Origin of the sequence: Pseudomonas sp. I3-I5 (assembly GCF_022699445.1) — a bacterium.
Lineage (GTDB): Bacteria > Pseudomonadota > Gammaproteobacteria > Pseudomonadales > Pseudomonadaceae > Aquipseudomonas > Aquipseudomonas fulva.
Genome location: NZ_CP093940.1, coordinates 3,755,620 through 3,777,088, shown reverse-complemented (window position 1 = coordinate 3,777,088; position 21,469 = coordinate 3,755,620). Strand labels below are relative to the sequence as shown.

The window sequence follows — 21,469 nt, the reverse complement described above, 5'->3', positions numbered from 1 at the left end:
GAGAAAAATGAAGTTGCCGATCTACCTCGATTACTCCGCGACCACCCCGGTCGACCCACGCGTAGCCCAGAAGATGGCCGAATGCCTGACGGCTGACGGTAACTTCGGTAACCCGGCTTCGCGCTCCCACGTCTTTGGCTGGAAAGCCGAAGAAGCGGTCGAGAACGGTCGCCGTCAGGTCGCCGAGCTGATCAATGCCGACCCGCGCGAAATCGTCTGGACCAGCGGTGCCACCGAGTCCGACAACCTGGCCCTGAAGGGTGTTGCGCACTTCTATCAGACCAAGGGCAAGCACATCATCACCTCCAAGATCGAGCACAAGGCGGTCCTCGATACCGCTCGCCAGCTGGAGCGTGAGGGGTTCGAAGTCACCTACCTGGAACCGGGCGAAGACGGCATCGTCACCCCGGCCATGGTCGAGGCGGTCCTGCGTGACGACACCATCCTGGTCTCGCTGATGCACGTGAACAACGAAGTCGGCTCGATCAACGACATTGCCGCCATCGGTGAACTGACCCGTTCGCGCGGCGTGCTGTTCCACGTCGATGCCGCCCAGTCTGCCGGCAAGGTCGAAATCGACCTGCAGCAGCTCAAGGTCGATCTGATGTCGTTCTCCGCGCACAAGGTCTATGGCCCCAAAGGGATCGGCGCGCTGTACGTCAGCCGCAAGCCGCGGGTACGCCTCGAGGCAGCCATGCACGGCGGTGGTCACGAACGCGGCATGCGTTCGGGTACGCTGCCGACGCACCAGATTGTCGGCATGGGCGAAGCATTCGCCATTGCCAAGCAGGACATGGCGGCTGAAAACGCACGCATCAAAGCCTTGAGCGACCGCTTCTTCAAGCAGGTATCCAGCCTCGAAGAACTGTACGTCAACGGTAGCCTGACTGCTCGCGTGCCGCACAACCTGAACCTGAGCTTCAACTACGTCGAGGGCGAATCGCTGCTGATGTCGCTCAAGGACATCGCCGTCTCGTCCGGTTCGGCTTGCACCTCCGCCTCGCTCGAGCCGTCCTACGTGCTGCGTGCACTGGGCCGTAACGACGAGCTGGCGCACAGCTCCATCCGCTTCTCCTTCGGCCGCTTCACCACCGAGGAAGAGGTTGATTACGCCGCGCAGAAAGTCTGCGAGGCCGTGAACAAGCTGCGTGAACTGTCCCCACTTTGGGACATGTACAAAGACGGCGTCGACATCTCCAAGATCGAGTGGGCCGCCCACTAAGCAGTCGCCGGCAAGAGCGGCTCCCTGATGAGGAAGGAATTGCACCATGGCATACAGTGAAAAGGTCATCGACCACTACGAAAACCCGCGCAACGTCGGCAAGATGAATGCCGAGGACCCGGATGTCGGTACCGGCATGGTCGGCGCACCGGCCTGTGGCGACGTGATGCGCCTGCAGATCAAGGTCAACGAGCAGGGCGTGATCGAAGACGCCAAGTTCAAGACCTACGGCTGCGGTTCGGCCATCGCGTCCAGCTCCCTGGCCACCGAGTGGATGAAGGGCAAGACCCTGGACGAAGCCGAGACCATCAAGAACACCCAGCTGGCCGAAGAACTGGCATTGCCGCCGGTCAAGATCCACTGCTCGGTACTCGCCGAAGATGCCATCAAGGCCGCTGTTCGCGATTACAAGCAGAAGAAAGGCTTGATCTAACGTCGCCTGTTGCAAGGTAAGGAGTTCTCATGGCTATCAGCATGACAGAAGCCGCCGCCAATCATGTGCGGCGTTCCCTGGAAGGGCGGGGCAAGGGTGAAGGCATTCGCCTTGGCGTACGCACCACCGGTTGCTCGGGCCTGGCCTACGTGCTGGAGTTCGTGGACGAGCTGGCGGGCGAGGACCAGGTGTTCGAGAACCATGGCGTCAAGGTGATCATCGATCCCAAGAGCCTGGTTTATCTTGACGGCACCGAGCTGGACTTCGTCAAGGAAGGGTTGAACGAAGGGTTCAAGTTCAACAACCCCAACGTGCGCGGTGAGTGTGGCTGCGGCGAAAGCTTCAACGTCTGAGGCCGACCGTGGGTACTCCTTGTCATTTTGCACTGTTCGACCTGCAGCCGAGTTTTCGACTGGACCTTGAGATGCTGGCCACTCGCTATCGCGAGCTGGCCCGCGAAGTCCATCCTGATCGTTTTGCCGATGCCTCCGAGCGCGAGCAACGCTCTGCGCTGGAGAAATCCGCTGCCCTCAACGACGCCTACCAGACGCTGCGCAGTGCACCACGCCGTGCGCGCTACCTGTTGGCGATCGGTGGCCACGAAGTGCCGCAGGAGGTCACGGTCCATGACCCGGATTTCCTCCTGCAGCAGATGCAGTGGCGTGAGGAGCTCGAAGACCTCCAGGACGAAGCCGATCTCGATGGCGTGGCCGTGTTCAAGAAGCGCCTGAAGGCTGCTCAAGACACGCTCAACGAGGATTTCGCCGCCTGCTGGGATGTTGCCGATGCGCGTGAGCAGGCCGAACGCCTGATGCGCCGAATGCAATTCCTCGACAAGCTCGCCCAAGAAGTGCGCCAACTGGAAGAGCGCCTCGACGATTAACCCGGTGCTACCCGTGATGGCACCTAAGGTATTCAGATAAGCATGGCCCTATTGCAGATTGCCGAACCCGGTCAAACGCCCCAGCCCCATGAGCGCCGCCTGGCGGTAGGGATCGACCTGGGCACCACCAATTCCCTGGTCGCTGCATTGCGCAGCGGCGTGAGCGAGCCCCTGCCCGATGCGCAAGGTAATGTGATTCTGCCTTCGGCGGTGCGTTACCTCGAAGCTGGCGGCAGCGAAGTCGGGCAGGCAGCGCGTGACGCTGCCTCCAGCGATCCGCTGAACACCGTGCTGTCGGTCAAGCGCCTGATGGGTCGCGGCCTGGCCGACGTCAAGCAGTTGGGCCAGCAATTGCCCTACCGCTTCGTCGGTGGCGAATCGCACATGCCTTTCATCGATACGGTGCAAGGGCCCAAGAGCCCGGTGCAGGTCTCGGCGGACATCCTCAAGGTGCTGCGTGAGCGCGCCGAGGCGACATTGGGCGGTGAACTGGTCGGTGCGGTGATCACCGTTCCGGCCTATTTCGATGACGCCCAGCGCCAGGCCACAAAAGATGCTGCACGCCTGGCTGGCCTGAACGTACTGCGTCTGCTCAACGAGCCCACGGCCGCCGCCGTGGCCTATGGCCTTGACCAGAACGCCGAGGGCGTAGTCGCCATCTACGACCTGGGTGGCGGTACCTTCGACATTTCCATCCTGCGCCTGACAGCGGGCGTGTTCGAAGTGCTGGCCACCGGCGGCGACACCGCCCTGGGTGGCGATGACTTCGATCACGCCATTGCAGGCTGGATCATCGAGCAGGCTGGCTTGTCCTCCGACCTCGACCCGGCTACCCAGCGCGCGCTGTTACAGACGGCTTGCGCCGCCAAGGAAGCGTTGACCGATGCCGAGGTGGTGGGCGTCACGCATGGTGCCTGGCAGGGTGAGCTCACCCGTGCCGGTTTCGATGCGATGATCGAGCCGCTGGTGGCCCGCAGCCTCAAGGCCTGCCGCCGTGCCGTACGTGACAGTGGCGTCGAGCTCGATGAAGTCAGCGCCGTGGTCATGGTCGGCGGTTCCACGCGCGTGCCCCGTGTTCGCGATGCCGTCGGTACCCTGTTCGGTCGTAGCCCGCTGACTTCCATCGACCCCGATCAGGTCGTGGCCATCGGCGCCGCCATTCAGGCCGATACCCTGGCCGGCAACCGTCGCGAAGGCGGCGAGCTGTTGCTGCTTGATGTGATCCCGCTGTCACTGGGCCTGGAGACCATGGGCGGGCTCATGGAGAAAGTGATCCCGCGCAATACCACCATCCCGGTGGCGCGCGCCCAGGAGTTCACGACTTATAAAGACGGCCAGTCGGCCATGATGATCCATGTGCTGCAGGGCGAGCGCGAACTGATCAGCGACTGCCGGTCACTGGCGCGCTTCGAACTGCGCGGCATTCCGGCCATGGTGGCAGGGGCAGCGAAAATTCGCGTCACCTTCCAGGTCGATGCCGACGGGCTGCTCAGCGTCGCCGCCCGGGAACTCGCATCAGGCGTGGAAGCCAGCATTCAGGTCAAGCCGTCCTACGGCCTGACCGATGGCGAAATCGCGCGCATGCTCAAGGACTCCTTCGAGCATGCTGGTACCGACAAGCAGGCACGTCAGTTGCGTGAGCACCAAGTGGACGCCGAACGGCTGCTCGAAGCGGTACAGGGCGCCCTGGACGCCGACGGTCAGCGCTTGCTCAGTGAAGAAGAGCGCCAGGCCATTGAATTCCAGATGCAAGAACTACGTGATTTGCTGGCGGGCACCGATGGCGCTGCCATCGAGCAACAGACCAAGCGTCTGTCGCACGTGACCGACGCATTTGCCGCCCGACGCCTTGATTCGACGGTCAAAGCCGCACTGGCCGGGCGCAACCTGAATGAGATCGAGGAGTAATCGATGCCGCTGGTGACATTCCTGCCGCATGAGAAGTTCTGCCCGGAGGGGCTGACCGTGGAGGTGCCTGCCGGCACCAATATCCTGGAGCTGGCCCACGATCATCACATCGAGATGGAGAGCGCCTGCGGCGGTGTGAAGGCCTGCACCACGTGCCACTGCATCGTGCGCAAGGGCTTCGATTCCCTTGAGGAAGCCGACGAGCTCGAAGAAGACATGCTGGACAAGGCGTGGGGCCTGGAAGCGCAGTCGCGTCTGGGTTGCCAGGTGGTGGTGGCCGATCAGGACCTCACCATCGAGATCCCCAAGTATTCGCTCAACCACGCTGCCGAAGCGCCGCACTGAGGTCCTGGACATGAGTCTGAAATGGATTGATGTACTTGATATCGCCATCGAGCTTGCAGAAAGCAAGCCGGACGTCGATCCTCGGTATGTGAATTTCGTCGATCTGCACCGCTGGGTGGTGGCATTGCCTGGCTTCAGTGACGATCCTTCGCGCGCCGGCGAGAAGGTGCTCGAGGCCATCCAGGCGGCCTGGATCGACGAAGCCGACTGAACACGCACCGCAGGTTAGGCAATCCCCTGGAACCCGCGTATAATTCGCGGGTTTAATTTTTCGTAACACTCATATTCTGGAGTTTTCCATGGCTGTTCAACGTACTTTCTCCATCATCAAGCCTGACGCTGTTGCCAAGAACGTCATCGGCAAGATCACCACTCGCTTCGAAGAAGCCGGCCTGAAAATCGTTGCCTCGAAAATCAAGCAACTGTCCAAGGCCGAGGCCGAAGGCTTCTACGCCGAGCACAGCGAGCGCGGCTTCTTCGGTGATCTGGTTGCCTTCATGACTTCCGGTCCGGTTGTCGTTCAGGTCCTGGAAGGCGAGAACGCCATTGCCAAGAACCGTGAGCTGATGGGCGCTACCAACCCTAAAGAAGCCGCTGCCGGCACCATCCGCGCCGACTTCGCCGAGTCCATCGACGCCAACGCCGTTCACGGTTCGGACTCCGAAGCTGCTGCTGCTCGCGAAATCGCTTACTTCTTCGCTGCTACCGAGGTAACCACTCGCTAAGCGAAAGCTTACGGGTGAGGGTGAATCCATGACGACATCGACTGACAAAATCAACCTGCTGGGTCTGACCCTGCAGGAAATGGAACAATTCTTCGATTCCATCGGAGAGAAGCGCTTCCGCGCCGGTCAGGTGATGAAATGGATTCACCACTTTGGCGTCGATGATTTCGCCGCCATGACGAACGTCGGCAAGGTCTTGCGTGAAAAGCTCGAGGCCGTTGCCGAAATTCGCCCACCGGAAGTGGTCAGCGAAGACATTTCCGCAGACGGCACCCGCAAATGGGTGATCCGCGTTGCCTCCGGCAGCTGCGTCGAAACCGTCTATATTCCCACCGACGATCGCGGCACCCTGTGCGTGTCGTCGCAAGCCGGTTGTGCCCTGGACTGCAGCTTCTGCTCCACCGGCAAACAAGGCTTCAACAGCAACCTCACCGCCGCCGAAGTGATCGGCCAGGTGTGGCTTGCGAACAAATCCTTCGGGACCGTGCCTGCCAAAATCGACCGCGCCATCACCAACGTGGTCATGATGGGCATGGGCGAACCCCTGCTCAATTTCGACAATGTCATCGCCGCCATGAAGATCATGATGGAAGATCTGGGCTATGGCATCTCCAAGCGTCGCGTCACCCTGTCCACCTCGGGCGTCGTGCCGATGATCGACGAGTTGGCCAAGCACATCGATGTGTCGCTGGCTTTGTCATTGCATGCACCCAATGACGAGTTGCGCAACAAACTGGTACCGATCAACAAGAAGTACCCGCTCAAGATGCTGCTCGACGCATGCATGGGCTACATGGCGACCCTGGGCGGCAAGCGGGTGCTCACCATCGAGTACACCCTGCTCAAGGACGTCAACGACCAGCCCGAGCATGCGGCGCAGATGATCGAGCTGCTGCGCGACGTGCCGTGCAAGATCAACCTGATTCCATTCAATCCGTTCCCGCACTCCGGCTACGAGCGCCCCAGCAACAACGCCATTCGTCGTTTCCAGGACCTGCTGCACCACGGTGGCTACAACGTGACGACGCGCACCACCCGTGGTGATGACATCGATGCGGCTTGCGGCCAGCTGGTGGGGCAGGTCAATGACCGCACCCGGCGCAGCGAACGTTACATCGCCGTCCGGCAGCTGTCGGCAGACGCCGAGCGCCCGGACAGCCCGGCCGCCCACTGACCGGAACTGGCCTATGAACGTGCGCGCTGCGCTGCCGATCATTGCGCTTTCGCTGCTCGCCGGCTGCATGTCAGGCGCAGGCAGCGATGCGCAGGTGGCTGAGCAGCGCAGGGTCGAGGCCGGGCGGGCGTATGTGCAGCTGGGGCTGGGCTACCTGCAGCAGGGGATGCTGGGCCAGGCCAAGACGCCCTTGTCAAAGGCGCTGGCGCTGGATGGCGACGATGCCGACGCCCATGCCGCCTTGGCATTGGTCTACCAGGCCGAAGGCGAGCCTGTATTGGCCGAGCGCCATTTCAAGCAAGCGCTTGGGGCGGGTGCCAGCACCACGCGAATTCGCAACAATTACGGCAGTTTCCTTTATGCTCAAGGGCGGTTTGCCGAAGCGCAGCAGATGTTTCGCCTTGCCAGCGCCGATACCCTGTATCCTGAGCGATCACGGGTTTATGAAAACCTTGGCCTGACAGCCTTGAGGCTCGGCCAGCGCGATCAGGCGCACGCCCATTTGCAAAAAGCATTGCAGCTTAACCAGCGACAGCCACAAGCGTTGCTGGAAATGGCTGAGTTGTCCTACGAAAACAGGCATTATGTGCCGGCCCGGGATTACTACGATCGTTTCAGCCGGTTGAGTGGCCACGATGCCCGGAGCCTGCTGCTGGGTAGCCGCCTTGCCAAGGTGTTCGACGAGCAAGGGACGGTGGCCGAGTTGGGGCAGCAATTACAACGACTTTATCCCGGTACGCCGGAATATCAGCAATACCTGTCGGAGCAACGATGAACGCCGCGCATCCCGAAGTAGCTGTAGCGCCTGGCCAGAACCCTGGTGAGCTGTTGCGCCTGGCCCGTGAGAAACGGGACTGGTCCCAAGCCGAGGTGGCCCGCAAGCTCAATCTTACTGTCAGCTCGCTCAACCATGTGGAAACCGGCGCCTTCGACAAGCTGCCCGGGCATACCTTCGCCCGTGGCTACATCCGCGCCTACGCCAAGTTGATGGAGCTGGACCAGGCTGCCCTGGTCGAAGCCTTCGATCGCTACACCGGCACCCACGCCAAGGGCAGCGACGTACATTCGCTGGGGCGTATCGAAGAGCCTTCCCGGTTGTCCCACAATATTCTGCGCGGGGTCAGCCTGTTGCTGCTGCTGGCGGTCGTGGGTGGCGGTTTCGTCTGGTGGCAGGACCAGGGCAGTCTGCGCGGCAAAGATCTCTCCAGCATCGCCCTTGAGCACGTCGAGGTCGAAAGCGCCGACGGCACCACCCAGATTCACCCGCTTGACGAACCCGAAGACCAGGCCGTCTCTGCCGCCCAGCAACCTGAGAGCGCCCCCCTGCCGTTGGCCCAGGGTACCGACGAGCAGCAGGCTGCAAGTACCGGGCAGGCAGCGGCTACCGACACGCCTGCAGCCGGCTCTGCTCCGGTAACGGGCACTGCGACGCCGCAGCCGGCGCCGGCCAACGCTACCCCTCTTGCCAGCGCGCCGGCGGCAGCCGCCCCTGCAACCAGTGCAGCCGCCGCCGAGCCCGCCGCCGTGCCAGCAGGCAGCGGCAAGGTCGCGATTGAGTTCGTCGCCGATTGCTGGACCCAGGTTTCCGATGGCAACGGCAAGGTGCTGTTCAGCGGCATCAAGCGCAAGGGGGACAACCTCGAGCTGACTGGCAAGCCGCCGTTTGCGGTACGTCTGGGCTTTGCCCGTGGCGCCAAGGTCAGCTACAACGGCCAGGCCGTCGACGTTGCCCCGTTCACCAGTGGCGAAACCGCTCGCCTGAAGTTGGGACAGTAATTCATGCACGGCCAATCCCCGATCAAACGTCGCGAATCCCGCAAGATATGGGTCGGCAATGTGCCGGTGGGCGGTGATGCGCCCATTGCAGTGCAGAGCATGACCAACACCGATACCAATGATGTCGCCGCCACGGTGGGGCAGATCCAGCGTCTGGTCGATGCTGGTGTGGACATCGTTCGCGTGTCGGTACCTGACATGGACGCCGCCGAAGCCTTCGGCCGCATCAAGCAGCAGGTCAGCGTGCCGCTGGTCGCCGACATTCACTTCGACTACAAGATTGCCCTGCGAGTGGCCGAGTTGGGTGTGGACTGCCTGCGCATCAACCCTGGCAATATCGGCCGTGAAGACCGGGTCAGGGCTGTCGTTGACGCCGCTCGCGACCGTGGTATTCCAATCCGTATCGGCGTCAACGCAGGCTCACTGGAAAAGGACCTGCAGAAAAAGTACGGCGAGCCTACGCCCGCAGCGCTGGTCGAATCGGCGCTGCGCCATGTGGAACACCTCGATCGTCTCGACTTCCAGGATTTCAAGGTCAGCGTCAAGGCGTCGGACGTGTTCATGGCCGTCGAGGCCTATCGCCTGCTGGCACGGCAGATCGTGCAACCCCTGCACCTGGGAATCACCGAAGCCGGTGGCCTGCGCTCGGGTACGGTGAAATCTGCCGTTGGCCTAGGTATGCTGCTGGCCGAAGGCATTGGCGATACCATCCGCATTTCGCTGGCGGCAGACCCGGTGGAGGAGGTCAAGGTAGGCTATGACATCCTCAAGTCCCTGCACTTGCGTTCCCGAGGCATCAACTTCATCGCCTGCCCGAGCTGCTCGCGGCAGAATTTCGATGTGGTAAAAACCATGAACGAGCTCGAAGGGCGCCTCGAGGACCTGCTGGTGCCGCTGGACGTGGCCGTCATCGGCTGTGTGGTCAATGGCCCGGGGGAGGCCAAGGAAGCGCATGTCGGCCTGACCGGTGGTACGCCCAACCTGGTCTACATCGACGGTAAACCGGCGCAGAAACTGACCAACGACAACCTGGTCGATGATCTCGAAAGGCTCATCCGTCAGAAAGCGGCCGAGAAGGTCGAAGCCGACGCGGCGTTGATCGCCCGTGGCTGATACACAGAATTCGTAAGGATCATTCGTGAGCAAATCGCTGCAAGCCATCCGTGGCATGAACGACATCCTGCCCGAGCAGTCGCCATTGTGGCGCTATTTCGAGGGTACCGTTGCCGGCCTGCTGGACACCTACGGGTACAGCCAGATCCGCACGCCCATCGTGGAGTTCACCGAGCTGTTCAAGCGCTCGATCGGTGAAGTGACCGATATCGTCGAAAAGGAAATGTACACCTTCGAAGACCGCAACGGTGACTCGCTCACACTGCGTCCGGAAGGGACTGCGGCCTGTGTTCGCGCGGTGCTGGAGCATGGCATCACCGGCAATGGCCAGGTGCAGAAGCTGTGGTACATCGGGCAGATGTTCCGCCACGAGCGTCCCCAGAAGGGCCGCTACCGGCAGTTCCACCAGATCGGTGTGGAGGTGTTCAACCTCGATGGCCCGGACATCGATGCCGAGTTGATCATGCTGACCTGGCGCCTGTGGGGCTTGCTGGGCATTCAGGATGCGGTCAAGCTCGAACTCAACAGCCTTGGCACCAGCCAAGCGCGCGCCCGCTACCGCGACGCGTTGGTGGAGTTCCTGTCCGCGCGCCTGGAGCAACTGGACGAGGACAGCCAGCGCCGCCTCAAGAGCAATCCGCTGCGCATCCTCGACAGCAAGGACACCAACACCCAGGCGGTGCTGGTCGATGCGCCGAAGCTCGAAGATTACCTGGACGAAGAATCCCGTGCGCACTTCGCAGGCCTGAAGGCCCGCCTGGACGCTGCCGGCATTCCATTCGTGCTCAACACCAAGCTGGTGCGGGGGCTGGACTACTACAGCAAGACCGTCTTCGAGTGGGTCACCGACAAGCTTGGTGCCCAGGGTACGGTGTGTGCCGGCGGCCGCTACGATGGGCTGGTGGAGCAAATGGGCGGCAAGCCTACACCTGGCGTTGGCTTTGCCATGGGTATCGAGCGCCTGATTCTGCTGCTTGAAACCCTTGGCAAGGTACCGGACTCCATCAGCCGTCAGGTCGATGTCTACCTCTGCGCTTTTGGTGAGCAGGCCGAGTTGGCGGGCCTGCGTCTGTCCGAAGCGGTGCGTGACCGCCTGCCGGGCCTGCGTCTGGCCGTGAATGCGGGCGGGGGCAGTTTCAAAAGCCAGTTCAAGAAAGCCGACAAGAGCGGCGCGCTGTTCGCCTTGATTCTTGGCGATGATGAGTTGGCCAAACAGGAAGTCGGCTTCAAACCCCTGCGTGGTCAGGGCGAACAACAGAACATTGCCTGGGATGCCCTTGCAGGGCACCTGGAAACCGCGATCGCGCAGGCGTAACGCGGTTCAACGAGCGAATAGGCGAAAAGGAGTATTGGGGTGTCGAGTACCGATGATGATGACCTGGCAGGGGTCAAGGACTGGTGGAACCGTAACGGCAAGCCGCTGCTGACCGGTGCGTTGCTCGCCGGCGTGGTAGTGCTGGGCTGGAACACCTGGCACAAGTACCAGAACAACCAGTCGCAAGGTGCCTCGCAGTTGTATCAGGCGCTACTGGAAACCAGCCTCACGCCTACGGGTCAGCCGGACGCCACCCGGGTTGCGGAACTGGCCGGCAAGCTCAAGAGCGAGTTCGGCGGCACTGCCTATGCCCAGTACGGCAGCCTGTTCGTGGCCAAGGTAGCGGTCGAGAGCGGCAAGCTCGACGATGCCGCTGGCGAACTCAAGGCTGTGCTGGACAAGCCGGCAGACGCCACCCTTGGCGAGATCGCACGCCAGCGTCTGGCCCGTGTGCTGGCCGCCCAGAACAAGGCCGAGGATGCCCTCAAGTTGCTTGACGGGGATGCCGAGAAAGCCTTCCTCGCCAGTCGCGAGGAGTTGAAAGGGGACCTGCTGGTACAGCTGGGCCGCGCTGATGACGCGCACGGTGCTTACGAAAAGGCCAAGGCTGCGTTGTCCGACGAGGCGGCAGTGGGTGGCTTGCAGTTGAAGCTCGATGATCTGGCCAGAGGGGACGCGTAAGTGATCGGTTGGAAACAAGCAGCAGTGCTGACCTTGGCGGTATTGGCCGCAGGGTGCAGCAGCAACAGCAAGAAGGAATTGCCTCCTGCCGAACTGACCAAGTTCACCGAGGAAGTGGTGCTCAAGAAGCAGTGGAGCCGCTCCATCGGTGACGGTCAGGGTGAAACCTACAACACCCTCGTGCCGGCCATCGAGAACGACCGGATCTATGCCTCCGACGTCACCGGCGATGTCTATGCCCTGGACCGCATCACGGGCAACGTGGTGTGGAACAAGGACCTTGACCTGCCGGTTTCTGGCGCGGTCGGCGTAGGCTACGGTCTGGTGATGCTCGGCACCCTCAAGGGTGAAGTGATTGCCCTGGATTCGAGCACCGGCGAGGAGCGCTGGCGCGCCCGGGTGACCAGCGAAGTGCTGGCGCCCCCGGCCAACAACGGTGATGTGGTAGTGGTGCAGACCCAGGATGATCGCCTGATCGGCCTGGATGCTGCTACCGGTGATCGTCGCTGGATTTATGAAAGCACCCCGGCAGTACTGACCCTGCGCGGTACCGGCGCGCCGATCGTGACCAACCGCCTGGCGGTTGCTGGCCTGTCCACCGGTAAGGTCGTGGCAGTCGACATCAGCAATGGCGTACCTGTATGGGAAAGCCGTGTGGCGATCCCCCAGGGCCGTTCCGAGCTTGAGCGTGTCGTCGACATCGACGGCGGCTTGCTGCTCTCGGGTGGTACCCTGTACGTCAGCACCTACCAGGGGCGCGTTGCGGGCCTGGATCTGGAAAGTGGCCGCGTGCTCTGGCAGCGTGATGCTTCCAGCTACGTCGGGGTCGCCCAGGGCTTTGGCAACGTTTACGTGAGCGAAGCCTCGGGTACCGTGGAAAGCGTCGATGAGCGTTCCTCCAGCGCCCTGTGGTCCAACGATGCCATGGCCCGCCGCCAGCTGACCGCCCCCGAGGTGTACAGCAGCTACGTGGCAGTAGGCGACTTCGAAGGCTACCTGCACCTGCTCAGCCAAGTCGACGGTCGCTTCGTTGGCCGTGAGCGTGTCGACAGCAGTGGCCTGCGTGCACGGCCATTGGTGGTGGGTGACACCATCTATGTCTTCGGCAACAGCGGCAAGCTCGAGGCACTGACCATCCGCTGAAGCTATGCTTGAAGCCGTGCGGCTTCAGGCTGCGGCGTAGGACACGCCGCCCGAACTCCGGCCGCTGCCTTGCAGCGGCCTTTGTATTTTCAAGAATTCAAGAGTGGAGAGCCGAATGGTTCCCGTAATCGCCCTGGTGGGCCGTCCGAACGTCGGCAAATCCACCATGTTCAACCGCCTGACCAAGACCCGCGATGCCATCGTGGGTGACCTGTCGGGCCTGACCCGTGATCGCCAGTATGGTGATGCCAGCTGGCAGGGTCGCTCCTTCATCCTCATCGACACCGGTGGCATCACCGGTGATGAAGTGGGCATGGACGAAAAAATGGCCGAGCAGTCGCTCATGGCCATCGAAGAAGCCGACTATGTGCTGTTCCTGGTCGATGCCCGAGCGGGCATGACAGCGGCAGACCAGATGATTGCCGAGCACCTGCGCAAGCGCAACAAGGCGGCGATTCTGGTCGCCAACAAGATCGACAACATCGACGCTGACGTCGCTCGCGCTGAGTTCTCGCCAATGGGCATGGGCAATGCCATTCCGGTGGCAGGCTCCCAGGGTCGAGGCATCAACGCGTTGATGGAGGCCGTACTCGGTCACTTGCCGCGCGATGCCGAAGAAGAAGCCCTGGACCAGGATGTCGCCGAAGGCGAAGAGGCCGTTCGCATCCCTGGCCCAAGCGAAAAGGATGGCATCAAGATTGCCATCATTGGTCGCCCCAACGTCGGCAAGTCGACCCTGGTCAACCGCATGCTCGGTGAAGAGCGTGTGGTGGTCTACGACGAGCCGGGTACGACGCGCGACAGTATCTACATTCCCTTCGAGCGTGATGGTGACAAGTACACCTTCATCGACACCGCCGGTGTGCGCAAGCGCGGCAAGATCCACGAGGAAGTCGAAAAGTTCTCGGTGGTGAAGACGCTGCAGGCGATCAAGGACGCCAACGTGGTGATCTTCGTCATGGATGCTCGCGAAGGGGTGGTCGATCACGACCTGAACTTGCTGGGCTTTGCTCTGGAAGCTGGCCGCGCCATCGTCATCGCCCTGAACAAGTGGGATGGCATGGAGCCGGGTGAGCGTGCCTATGTGAAGACCGAGCTGGAGCGCCGGCTGTTCTTCGTCGATTTCGCCGATATCCACTTCATTTCCGCCCTGCACGGCACGGGCGTGGGCAACCTGTACAAATCGGTGCAGGCCGCGTTCACCTCAGCTGTGACCCGCTGGCCAACCAGCCGCCTGACGCAGATCCTCGAAGACGCCGTCAGCGAGCACCAGCCGCCGCTGGTCAATGGCCGTCGCATCAAGCTGCGTTATGCGCACCTGGGCGGGGCCAACCCGCCGCTGATCGTGATCCACGGCAACCAAACCGACAGCATTCCCAAGTCGTACTCGCGTTACCTGGAAAACACTTACCGTCGCGTGCTCAAGCTGGTCGGCACGCCGATTCGCATCGAGTACAAAGGCGGTGAAAACCCCTACGAGGGCAAGAAGAACACCCTCACAGACCGCCAGGTCAACAAGAAACGTCGCTTGATGTCGCACCACAAGAAAGCCGAGAAGAAACGCCGCGATAAGCGATAGGCGCCTGCCGGACCCGTTACAGTGTCTGTACAGGTCCTCGCCCGCCGTGCTGCGCATTTCTAGCGCCGCACCTGTGTTCCTGTTTCCTCGCGAGTGCGGCCATGCAGCCAAGCTCGGGAGGAAACATTGATCTATGCCGCTCTCCACATTGCACCGGTAGTTTGTGTGCGTGTGGTGCACAAGGCGCTCAGTCCGTGCTCCCCGCGCGGGGGGCGTTGGCTATTCACGTACGTGTGAATGATGTGTTAGATCAATGGAGGGAACGTCATGAACGATATTTACTTAAAAAAAACCAAAGGCAAGCTCTATCTGCTTGAGGACGGCGAGCGTTATGCAATCATCGTCAATCATTTGAATGAACTGCAGGTAGCAGGATCGCTGGATACGCCCGAGTGCTTCGACATCGGAATGCTCGCCCACCCATCGCTCGAGGGGGGTGTGGCTTTTGAGTTTCGAACGTCAGCAGGCAAGCAGGTCACTGGACGTGGTGGGCGCGTGCTTCATGCGTCGGGCGAGGAGCTGGGCACACCCGGTCCTGCTCTGCAAATCAGTCACCTGGCTGGAAACGTTGACGGCGAGCCCAATGTTAACCAGGTTCAATTGCAAACCCTCGATGCCCGCTACGTCTCAGCCCACGATCGTGTGCTCGTGGGCTACAAAGAAGTCCCCGTAGGCTGGACTTGGTTCGGCCTCACGCCCAATGCTACGAAGAAGGTACCCGTTTGGGAGAGCCAGCCAAGCGACAGGTTGCGCTACCATACCAAGGACGTGGCGCCCGCAGCGACCTTCATACTGGAGTTCGTCGCTCCAGCAGAAGGTTAAACTAGCCCCGACAGTGATCTTCGGGAAAGCCTGTGACGTGCGACTCACGCCTTGACTGGCTTCTTCCCGACGAAACGATCCGCTATGCTCGTGCTTTCTTTCCGTGCCGGCTGCACCAGGAGCAAGGGCGCCATGATCCCCAGCAAATTGCCGAACGTCGGCACGACCATCTTCACCACCATGTCAGAGCTCGCCGCCCAGACCGGTGCGCTGAACCTTTCGCAGGGCTTCCCGGATTTCAACGGGCCCCAAGCCCTGCTCGAGTCGGTGGGCCGGCATGTCATGGCAGGCCACAATCAATACGCGCCCATGTCGGGCCTTGCAGCCTTACGCCAGCAGGTGACCATCAAGGTCAAGCGGCTCTACGGTGTCACGGTGGACCCCGACCATGAAGTGACGATTACGCCCGGCGCGACGGAGGCGATCTTCTGCGCTATCCAGGCGGTCGTGCAGCCAGGGGACGAGGTCATCATCTTCGACCCCTGCTACGACAGCTACGCGCCCTCGGTGGCGCTGGCCGGTGGCCGGTGCGTGCATCTGCAACTGGACCCTGGCGATTTTTCCATCGATTGGCAGCAGCTCGCGGACGCCCTTACGCCACGCACACGTCTGGTCGTGCTCAACTCGCCCCATAACCCCAGCGGTGCCTTGCTTTCCAGCAAGGATCTGGATCAGCTGGCCCAGCTGATCGCCGATCGAGACATCTACGTACTCAGCGATGAAGTCTACGAACACCTGGTCTACGACGACGTGAAGCATGCGTGCGTACTGGCTCACGAGCAGCTCTACAGACGTGCGTTCGTGGTCAGCTCCTTTGGCAAGACGTACCACGTCACCGGTTGGAAGACGGGCTATGTCATCGCACCGCCGGCCCTCACCGGCGAACTGCGCAAGGTGCATCAATACGTCAACTTTTGTGGCGTGACCCCGTTGCAGTACGCCCTGGCTGACTTCATGGCCGAGCATCCGGAACATGTCGATGCGTTACCGGCTTTCTATCAAGCCAAGCGCGACCTGTGTTGCGGCTTGTTGCAGGATTCGCGATTCAGCTTCACCCCCACAGCCGGCACTTACTTTCAGTTGGTTGACTATTCGCACATCCGACCGGACCTCGATGACGTGCAGATGGCGACGTGGTTGACCCGCGAGCATGGCGTGGCCACCATCCCGATCTCGGTGTTCTACCAGCAACCTGTTCCCGGTCAGCGACTGCTGCGCCTGTGCTTTGCCAAACGAGAGGAGACGCTGCGTCAGGCGGCGGAGAAACTATGCGCGATCTGAGTACGCTGCCTGACCTCAGGCTGGCCCTGGTGCAGACCACACTTGCCTGGCACGACCGGGAAGCCAACTTCGCCCATTTCGATGTGCTGCTCGAGCAGGTGGGCGAGGTGGACCTGGTGATCTTGCCGGAAATGTTCACCACCGGGTTTTCCATGCAGTCCAAGAGCCTCGCCGAGCCGGAGAATGGCCCGACGTACAAATGGCTCAAGGCTCAGGCGAAAAAGTGCAATGCCGTGGTCACGGGCAGCGTGATCATTCAGGCGGCCGATGGCAGTCACCGTAACCGCCTGCTCTGGGCAAGGCCAGATGGCGAGATCCTGCACTACGACAAGCGTCATCTGTTCCGCATGGCTGGTGAGCATGAGCACTACACGCCGGGCGAGCGTCAGGTGCAGTTCGAGCTCAAGGGATGGCGTATTCGCCCGCTCATCTGCTACGACCTGCGCTTCCCAGTCTGGAGCCGGGATGCCACGGACACCGACCTGCTGTTGTACACGGCCAACTGGCCGGCAGCACGTCGCCTGCACTGGAACCGTCTGCTTCCGGCGCGAGGGATCGAAAACCTGTGCTATGTCGCGGCTGTGAACCGGGTGGGCACTGACGGCAAGAGTTTCGCGTACAGCGGTGATAGCCAGGTGCTGGATTTTCAGGGCGAGAGCTTGCTCAGCGCTGGAGAGGCAGATGGCGTGTTCACTGTGGTATTGAGTGCCTCGGATCTCGCTGCCTATAGAGCCAAGTTCCCGGCCAACTTGGACGCCGATACCTTCGAGCTGCACTGATTGCGGCGAGGTTCCGGAAGATCAATGCCAGAAAGCCGCCTGGCTGCCGGTCAGTACACATCCCGCCGGTAGCGCCCCTCTTCGATCAGCCGTTGCACCGCAGCGTCCCCAAGCAGGCCTGCGAGTGCCGCATCGACACCCGCGGCCATGCCCTGCAGGCTGCCGCAGACGTATACGCAGGCACCTTCATCCATCCAGCGTTTGAACAATGCCGCCTGCTGCAACAACACATCCTGCACGTAGATTTTTTCAGCCTGGTCGCGAGAGAACGCCAGGTCCAGCCGTGCCAGATCGCCAGCGGCGAGCAACCCTTGCAGCTCCTGGCCACACAGAAAATCATGAGCACGGTTGCGTTCGCCGTACAGCAACCAGTTACGCCGCTCGCCCGCGGCGACGCGAGCCCGTAGCAGACTGCGCAGGCCGGCCAGGCCCGTGCCGTTGCCGATCAGGATCATCGGCACATTACCCTGGGGCGCATGGAAGCCGCTGTTGCGCCTTAGCCTCAGGCTCAGCGTGCCGTCGAGCGGCAGGTACTTGGTCAGCCAACCAGAGCCTACGCCCACCTCGCCGCTTGGATGGCGCTCCTGGCGCACGATCAGCTCCAGCACGCCATCACTGGCAATTGACGCGATGGAATAGTCGCGGCTGCCGAGGGGCACCAGTGCGTCCACCACCGCCTGGGCATGCAGCCCGACCAGATGCTCACCGACGGCAGGTAACTGACGGCCGGCAAGTGCTTGGGCAAGCGTTTCTACCACCCCTTCGACCTGCACCTGCGTGTCCGCCTCCAGCCCCAGGCTTTTGATGAAGGCATCGACCCTCGGCCGACCGTTGAGCGGCAGAATCTCCACCAGGTCGCCAGCTTCCCACACGGCAGGCGCTTGCGCTTGCAGACCAAGCAGGTAGACCGGATGGCCCTGGCTGCCAGGGTTGAGCAGTTCACGGCGTATCAGCGACCAGTTGCCAAAACGGGGAGCTTGCCAAGCGGATACCGGCGCGGTGCCGGTCAGAAGCGCCAGCGCCTGATGCCACTGCTGAAGGGCTGCCTGATCGACGTTGTCCACCTCTATGGGGCTGAACGCACAGCGAGCACCCCGCTCGGTCAACCACGCCTGAAGCCTGCGGGCGAATCCGCAGAACTGTGGGTATTGACGATCACCCAGCGCCAGCAGGGCATAGCTGAGCGTCTGCAAGGACAAAGGCTGACCCAGCACGTTGCGCTCAAAGCCTCGCGCGCTGTCAGGGGCGTCTGCATCCCCGAAGGTGCTGACGACGAACAGCGCACGGCGTGCCTGACGCAGATCGTCTTCACACAACGTACCCAATGCCCTGACCTGCACCGGCAAACCCGCCGCTTGCAGTTGCCCGGCGCTGTGCCAGGCCAGTTGCTCGGCCGTACCACTCTGGCTGGCGTAGCCGATCAGCCAGCTCTCGCTGTTGACCTCATCGCAGGTCACGTGGCGGCGGGCAGCCCGAACCTGACGTTTCTTGCGTCGTCGATCCAGGTAGAGCAGCCAGCCCGTGACGAAGAAGATTGGCATGGCCAGGCTGGCCAAGGTCAGAACGATGCGTCCAACCAGGCCAAAGTATTCGCCGACATGCAGCGCGTACACGCTCTGGAGCAATTGGGCCTTGAGTGACTTGTCACTGTAGCGTTCGTGACGGCTAACCTTGCCATTGGCAGGGTCCAGGACCAAGGTGTCGAATGCCCTGGGGTGGTCGGCGTCATCGAGCAGGTAGAACACGTTGGCAGGTTGACCGCCAACTGGGGGCAGGCGCAGGTTGTAGCTGGCAAGGCCTGGACCTGCGGCGTTGCGCAGGCTGGCCCAGAGGGCGTCGTAGTCGACGTTCAGCGCCGGTGCGTTTGGGTCGATGGGCGCAGCCCCGTGGCGCCGGGCTTTTTGCGCCTGTGGCTGCCCAGCGACCGGCGGATCGGCCAGTAGCCGGTTCAGGCCTTCGCGGTACCATTCGTAGGACCAGAACAGGCCCGTCAGGGCAAATAGCAGGTAGAAGAGCAGGCACCAAGTGCCTGCCACGGCGTGCAGGTCCCAGTTGAACGCGCGGCCTTTCTTGGCCCAATCCAGCGTCAGCCAGGTTCGCCAGTTCGTGGCATTGCGCGGCCAACGCAGGTACAGGCCCGACAGGCAGAAGAACACCAACAGCAGCGTCGAGGCACCGGTGATCTGCCTGCCCGTGTCGCCCATGGCCAGAAAGCGGTGAAGCGTGAGCATGAGGGTGAAGAAGCCTTGCCCAGACACCTCGCCCAGCAACTGGCCCGTATACGGGTCTGCGTAGCGCAACGGGCCGCGCCGCTCGCCCGGTGCAGGTGTGAAGAAGATCCTGGCGGCTTCGCCTTCACGGACGTCGACCCACAGCATGGCGACCTTGTCGTGTTGCTGGGCCTCGACCCGCCGCACCAGTTCAGCAGGCGGCAGCACGCCCTCTGGGCGTACCTCCACGCGCAGCACATCGGCATTGAACGCGCCCAGCAGTTCGTCCTGAAACGAATAGAGCGCCCCGGTGATACCCATCACTGCAAGAACCAGCCCGGCCGTGATGCCGAATAACCAATGCAGCTGGAACAGCGTCTTCTTCAACACCTTCGATCACCTTGTATCGCCGCCGCACCCTGCGTCGCGCTGGCGGATGTTAATGGAAGCTCCAGTACGCGGCAATTGAGATTCGTTCACATTCACAAGGTGAGTGGCGGGAGGTGTAGCGCCGGTGACCAACGTGCGGTCGGCTTTATTGCGCAGACATGAAAACGGGGCCTTTGGGCCCCGTCATGGATTACAGGTAGAAGGCTTTGAGCGGCGGGAACCCATTGAACTCCACCGCGCTGTAGCTGGTGGTATAGGCACCGGTCGACAGCCAGTACAGGCGATCGCCAATGGCCAGGTTCAGCGGCAGACCATACTTGTAGTGCTCGTACATGATGTCGGCGCTGTCACAGGTAGGCCCGGCGATGACCACTTCCTCGGTTTCGCCCTTTTTCTCGGTCCAGATCGGGAACTTGATGGACTCGTCCATGGTTTCGATCAGGCCCGAGAACTTGCCGACGTCGGTGTAGATCCAGCGCTCGACGGCCGTGCGCGACTTGCGTGCCACCAACACCACTTCGCTAACCAGGATGCCGGCGTTGGCAATCAGCGAACGGCCCGGCTCCAGGATGATTTCTGGCAAGTCGTCACCGAAGTCTTCCTTGAGGAAGCGAATGATCTCTTCGGCATAGGTTTCCAAGCTGTTGGTGCGGGTAATGTAGTTGGCCGGGAAGCCGCCGCCCATGTTGATCAGCTTCAGTTCGATACCGTCTTCTTCCTTGAGCCGTTCGAAGATCACCTTCACCTTGGCGATGGCGGCGTCCCACACGCTGATGTCGCGCTGTTGCGAGCCCACGTGGAAGGAGATGCCATAGGGCACCAGGCCCAGGTCGCGGGCGAGGATCAACAGGTCCATGGCCATGTCGGTCTGGCAACCGAACTTGCGCGACAGCGGCCAGTCAGCGGTGGTGGAGCCTTCGGTCAGGATACGTACGTACACTTTCGAACCCGGCGCGGCCTTGGCGATGTTGCGCAGGTCTGCCTCGGAGTCAGTGGCGTACAGGCGCACGCCCTTCTCGTAGAAGTAGCGAATGTCCTTGGATTTCTTGATGGTGTTGCCGTAGCTGATGCGGTCGGCGCTGACACCCTGGTTCATCACCTTGTCCAGCTCGTAGATGGAGGCGATGTCGAAGTTCGAGCCCTTGTCCTTGAGCAGGTCGATGATCTCGACGGCTGGGTTGGCCTTGACGGCGTAGTACACCTTGGCGAATTCGAACCCGGCGCGCAGGTCGTCATAAGCCTTGCTGATCATCTGGGTATCGATGAGTACGAACGGCGTTTCCTGCTTGTCGGCAAACGCCTTCATTTTCTGGAAGGTGTCGCGTGCGAAATAGTCTTCGACCTGGATCGACATGCTCAGGGACTCCATGGGCAAACTGAAAATTTAAGTGGCTGCAAACTGAACGTCCTCCGTATCCCCACTTTGGTTCGCCTACTCAGTACTTGAGCCGGATGGATCGTTTCCAGCATGGACGTTCGGCGCGCACTTTAGGACGTGAACTCGGCAGAATCAACAGGCAATCCCTGATGAATCGGCGATGATCGAGCTGCCACGCCTGGGATAAACGACCCATGTGAGCGGCTGATGTTCCCCAGTGCGCTTCAGACGTAAAGAATTGTGGAATAGCCCTTAGCAGGGGGCTTAAACCCAAGCCCCTCTGCATGGGCACGACGTGCTTTTGGAGATGAT

General features: G+C 61.6%; 21 protein-coding genes. 19 read left to right on the top strand and 2 right to left on the bottom strand.

The genetic code is table 11. The features are described 5' to 3' along the window. The first annotated feature begins 7 nt into the window (after positions 1–7). The 19 genes from MOP87_RS16870 (at position 8) to MOP87_RS16780 (ending at position 17,179) form a co-directional block, all read left to right on the top strand. A complete protein-coding gene (locus MOP87_RS16870; RefSeq protein WP_027913686.1) occupies positions 8–1,222 on the top strand; it encodes an IscS subfamily cysteine desulfurase in 1,215 nt (404 codons plus the stop codon). A gap of 46 nt (positions 1,223–1,268) precedes the next feature. Continuing rightward, positions 1,269–1,655 (top strand): Fe-S cluster assembly scaffold IscU, encoded by a 387-nt coding sequence (gene iscU / locus MOP87_RS16865; protein ID WP_003248539.1) that lies wholly within the window; start codon positions 1,269–1,271, stop codon positions 1,653–1,655. 29 nt (positions 1,656–1,684) lie between these two features. Next, positions 1,685–2,008 (top strand): iron-sulfur cluster assembly protein IscA, encoded by a 324-nt coding sequence (gene iscA / locus MOP87_RS16860; protein ID WP_023533425.1) that lies wholly within the window; start codon positions 1,685–1,687, stop codon positions 2,006–2,008. Positions 2,009–2,016: 8 nt separating this feature from the next. Next, the gene (hscB, locus tag MOP87_RS16855) at positions 2,017–2,538 is read left to right on the top strand and encodes a co-chaperone HscB (protein WP_027913687.1); all 522 of its coding nucleotides are present in this window, start codon (positions 2,017–2,019) and stop codon (positions 2,536–2,538) included. Positions 2,539–2,580: 42 nt separating this feature from the next. After that, positions 2,581–4,446, top strand: a complete 1,866-nt coding sequence (gene hscA / locus MOP87_RS16850) for a Fe-S protein assembly chaperone HscA (RefSeq protein WP_027913688.1) — start codon at positions 2,581–2,583, stop codon at positions 4,444–4,446. Between the two features lie 3 nt (positions 4,447–4,449). Then, a complete protein-coding gene (fdx, locus tag MOP87_RS16845; protein ID WP_027913689.1) occupies positions 4,450–4,791 on the top strand; it encodes an ISC system 2Fe-2S type ferredoxin in 342 nt (113 codons plus the stop codon). A gap of 10 nt (positions 4,792–4,801) precedes the next feature. Continuing rightward, on the top strand, positions 4,802–5,002 hold the full coding sequence (iscX, locus tag MOP87_RS16840) for a Fe-S cluster assembly protein IscX (RefSeq protein WP_023533289.1): 201 nt from the start codon (positions 4,802–4,804) through the stop codon (positions 5,000–5,002). A gap of 88 nt (positions 5,003–5,090) precedes the next feature. Next, a complete protein-coding gene (ndk, locus tag MOP87_RS16835) occupies positions 5,091–5,516 on the top strand; it encodes a nucleoside-diphosphate kinase (RefSeq protein ID WP_023533373.1) in 426 nt (141 codons plus the stop codon). A gap of 28 nt (positions 5,517–5,544) precedes the next feature. Further along, the gene (gene rlmN, locus MOP87_RS16830) at positions 5,545–6,690 is read left to right on the top strand and encodes a 23S rRNA (adenine(2503)-C(2))-methyltransferase RlmN (protein ID WP_027913690.1); all 1,146 of its coding nucleotides are present in this window, start codon (positions 5,545–5,547) and stop codon (positions 6,688–6,690) included. 13 nt (positions 6,691–6,703) lie between these two features. Further along, entirely contained in the window at positions 6,704–7,465 is a 762-nt protein-coding gene (gene pilW / locus MOP87_RS16825; protein WP_027913691.1) for a type IV pilus biogenesis/stability protein PilW, read from the top strand. Beyond that, positions 7,462–8,466 (top strand): RodZ family helix-turn-helix domain-containing protein, encoded by a 1,005-nt coding sequence (locus tag MOP87_RS16820; protein ID WP_027913692.1) that lies wholly within the window; start codon positions 7,462–7,464, stop codon positions 8,464–8,466. The genes pilW and MOP87_RS16820 overlap by 4 nt, the downstream gene beginning before the upstream one ends. A gap of 3 nt (positions 8,467–8,469) precedes the next feature. Next, on the top strand, positions 8,470–9,579 hold the full coding sequence (ispG, locus tag MOP87_RS16815; RefSeq protein ID WP_023533296.1) for a flavodoxin-dependent (E)-4-hydroxy-3-methylbut-2-enyl-diphosphate synthase: 1,110 nt from the start codon (positions 8,470–8,472) through the stop codon (positions 9,577–9,579). Positions 9,580–9,604: 25 nt separating this feature from the next. Next, the gene (gene hisS, locus MOP87_RS16810) at positions 9,605–10,894 is read left to right on the top strand and encodes a histidine--tRNA ligase (RefSeq protein WP_028687033.1); all 1,290 of its coding nucleotides are present in this window, start codon (positions 9,605–9,607) and stop codon (positions 10,892–10,894) included. A gap of 39 nt (positions 10,895–10,933) precedes the next feature. Then, positions 10,934–11,575: a tetratricopeptide repeat protein gene (locus MOP87_RS16805; protein ID WP_027913694.1), complete on the top strand. Its 642-nt coding sequence runs from the start codon at positions 10,934–10,936 to the stop codon at positions 11,573–11,575. Then, positions 11,576–12,718 carry an outer membrane protein assembly factor BamB gene (gene bamB, locus MOP87_RS16800; RefSeq protein ID WP_027913695.1) on the top strand — a complete coding sequence of 381 codons (1,143 nt, stop codon included), beginning with the start codon at positions 11,576–11,578 and terminating at the stop codon, positions 12,716–12,718. A 115-nt stretch (positions 12,719–12,833) separates the two neighbouring features. Next, positions 12,834–14,297 (top strand): ribosome biogenesis GTPase Der, encoded by a 1,464-nt coding sequence (gene der, locus MOP87_RS16795; RefSeq protein ID WP_023533412.1) that lies wholly within the window; start codon positions 12,834–12,836, stop codon positions 14,295–14,297. Between the two features lie 267 nt (positions 14,298–14,564). After that, the gene (locus tag MOP87_RS16790; RefSeq protein WP_027913696.1) at positions 14,565–15,119 is read left to right on the top strand and encodes a hypothetical protein; all 555 of its coding nucleotides are present in this window, start codon (positions 14,565–14,567) and stop codon (positions 15,117–15,119) included. Between the two features lie 132 nt (positions 15,120–15,251). After that, on the top strand, positions 15,252–16,400 hold the full coding sequence (locus MOP87_RS16785; protein WP_181073667.1) for a pyridoxal phosphate-dependent aminotransferase: 1,149 nt from the start codon (positions 15,252–15,254) through the stop codon (positions 16,398–16,400). Further along, the gene (locus MOP87_RS16780; RefSeq protein ID WP_027913698.1) at positions 16,388–17,179 is read left to right on the top strand and encodes an amidohydrolase; all 792 of its coding nucleotides are present in this window, start codon (positions 16,388–16,390) and stop codon (positions 17,177–17,179) included. Before MOP87_RS16785 ends, MOP87_RS16780 begins: the two co-directional genes overlap by 13 nt. Before the next feature lie 50 nt (positions 17,180–17,229). On the opposite strand, the gene MOP87_RS16775 is transcribed toward MOP87_RS16780, so the two are convergent. After that, on the bottom strand, positions 17,230–19,779 hold the full coding sequence (locus MOP87_RS16775) for a sulfite reductase flavoprotein subunit alpha (RefSeq protein ID WP_242809823.1): 2,550 nt from the start codon (positions 19,777–19,779) through the stop codon (positions 17,230–17,232). 190 nt (positions 19,780–19,969) lie between these two features. Beyond that, complete coding sequence (locus tag MOP87_RS16770) at positions 19,970–21,133, bottom strand: type III PLP-dependent enzyme (RefSeq protein ID WP_023533340.1); 1,164 nt, start codon at positions 21,131–21,133, stop codon at positions 19,970–19,972. Positions 21,134–21,469 lie beyond the last annotated feature (336 nt).

Bases quoted from the DNA above. Each gene is read 5' to 3' on its own strand.
- pilW (WP_027913691.1), top strand. From the start codon at position 6,704: ATGAACGTGCGCGCTGCGCTGCCGATCATTGCGCTTTCGCTGCTCGCC.
- ndk (WP_023533373.1), top strand. From the start codon at position 5,091: ATGGCTGTTCAACGTACTTTCTCCATCATCAAGCCTGACGCTGTTGCC.
- iscU (WP_003248539.1), top strand. From the start codon at position 1,269: ATGGCATACAGTGAAAAGGTCATCGACCACTACGAAAACCCGCGCAAC.
- ispG (WP_023533296.1), top strand. From the start codon at position 8,470: ATGCACGGCCAATCCCCGATCAAACGTCGCGAATCCCGCAAGATATGG.
- fdx (WP_027913689.1), top strand. From the start codon at position 4,450: ATGCCGCTGGTGACATTCCTGCCGCATGAGAAGTTCTGCCCGGAGGGG.
- MOP87_RS16790 (WP_027913696.1), top strand. From the start codon at position 14,565: ATGAACGATATTTACTTAAAAAAAACCAAAGGCAAGCTCTATCTGCTT.
- MOP87_RS16770 (WP_023533340.1), bottom strand. From the start codon at position 21,133: ATGTCGATCCAGGTCGAAGACTATTTCGCACGCGACACCTTCCAGAAA.
- MOP87_RS16820 (WP_027913692.1), top strand. From the start codon at position 7,462: ATGAACGCCGCGCATCCCGAAGTAGCTGTAGCGCCTGGCCAGAACCCT.
- rlmN (WP_027913690.1), top strand. From the start codon at position 5,545: ATGACGACATCGACTGACAAAATCAACCTGCTGGGTCTGACCCTGCAG.
- MOP87_RS16780 (WP_027913698.1), top strand. From the start codon at position 16,388: ATGCGCGATCTGAGTACGCTGCCTGACCTCAGGCTGGCCCTGGTGCAG.
- MOP87_RS16870 (WP_027913686.1), top strand. From the start codon at position 8: ATGAAGTTGCCGATCTACCTCGATTACTCCGCGACCACCCCGGTCGAC.
- iscX (WP_023533289.1), top strand. From the start codon at position 4,802: ATGAGTCTGAAATGGATTGATGTACTTGATATCGCCATCGAGCTTGCA.
- der (WP_023533412.1), top strand. From the start codon at position 12,834: ATGGTTCCCGTAATCGCCCTGGTGGGCCGTCCGAACGTCGGCAAATCC.
- MOP87_RS16785 (WP_181073667.1), top strand. From the start codon at position 15,252: ATGATCCCCAGCAAATTGCCGAACGTCGGCACGACCATCTTCACCACC.
- iscA (WP_023533425.1), top strand. From the start codon at position 1,685: ATGGCTATCAGCATGACAGAAGCCGCCGCCAATCATGTGCGGCGTTCC.
- hscA (WP_027913688.1), top strand. From the start codon at position 2,581: ATGGCCCTATTGCAGATTGCCGAACCCGGTCAAACGCCCCAGCCCCAT.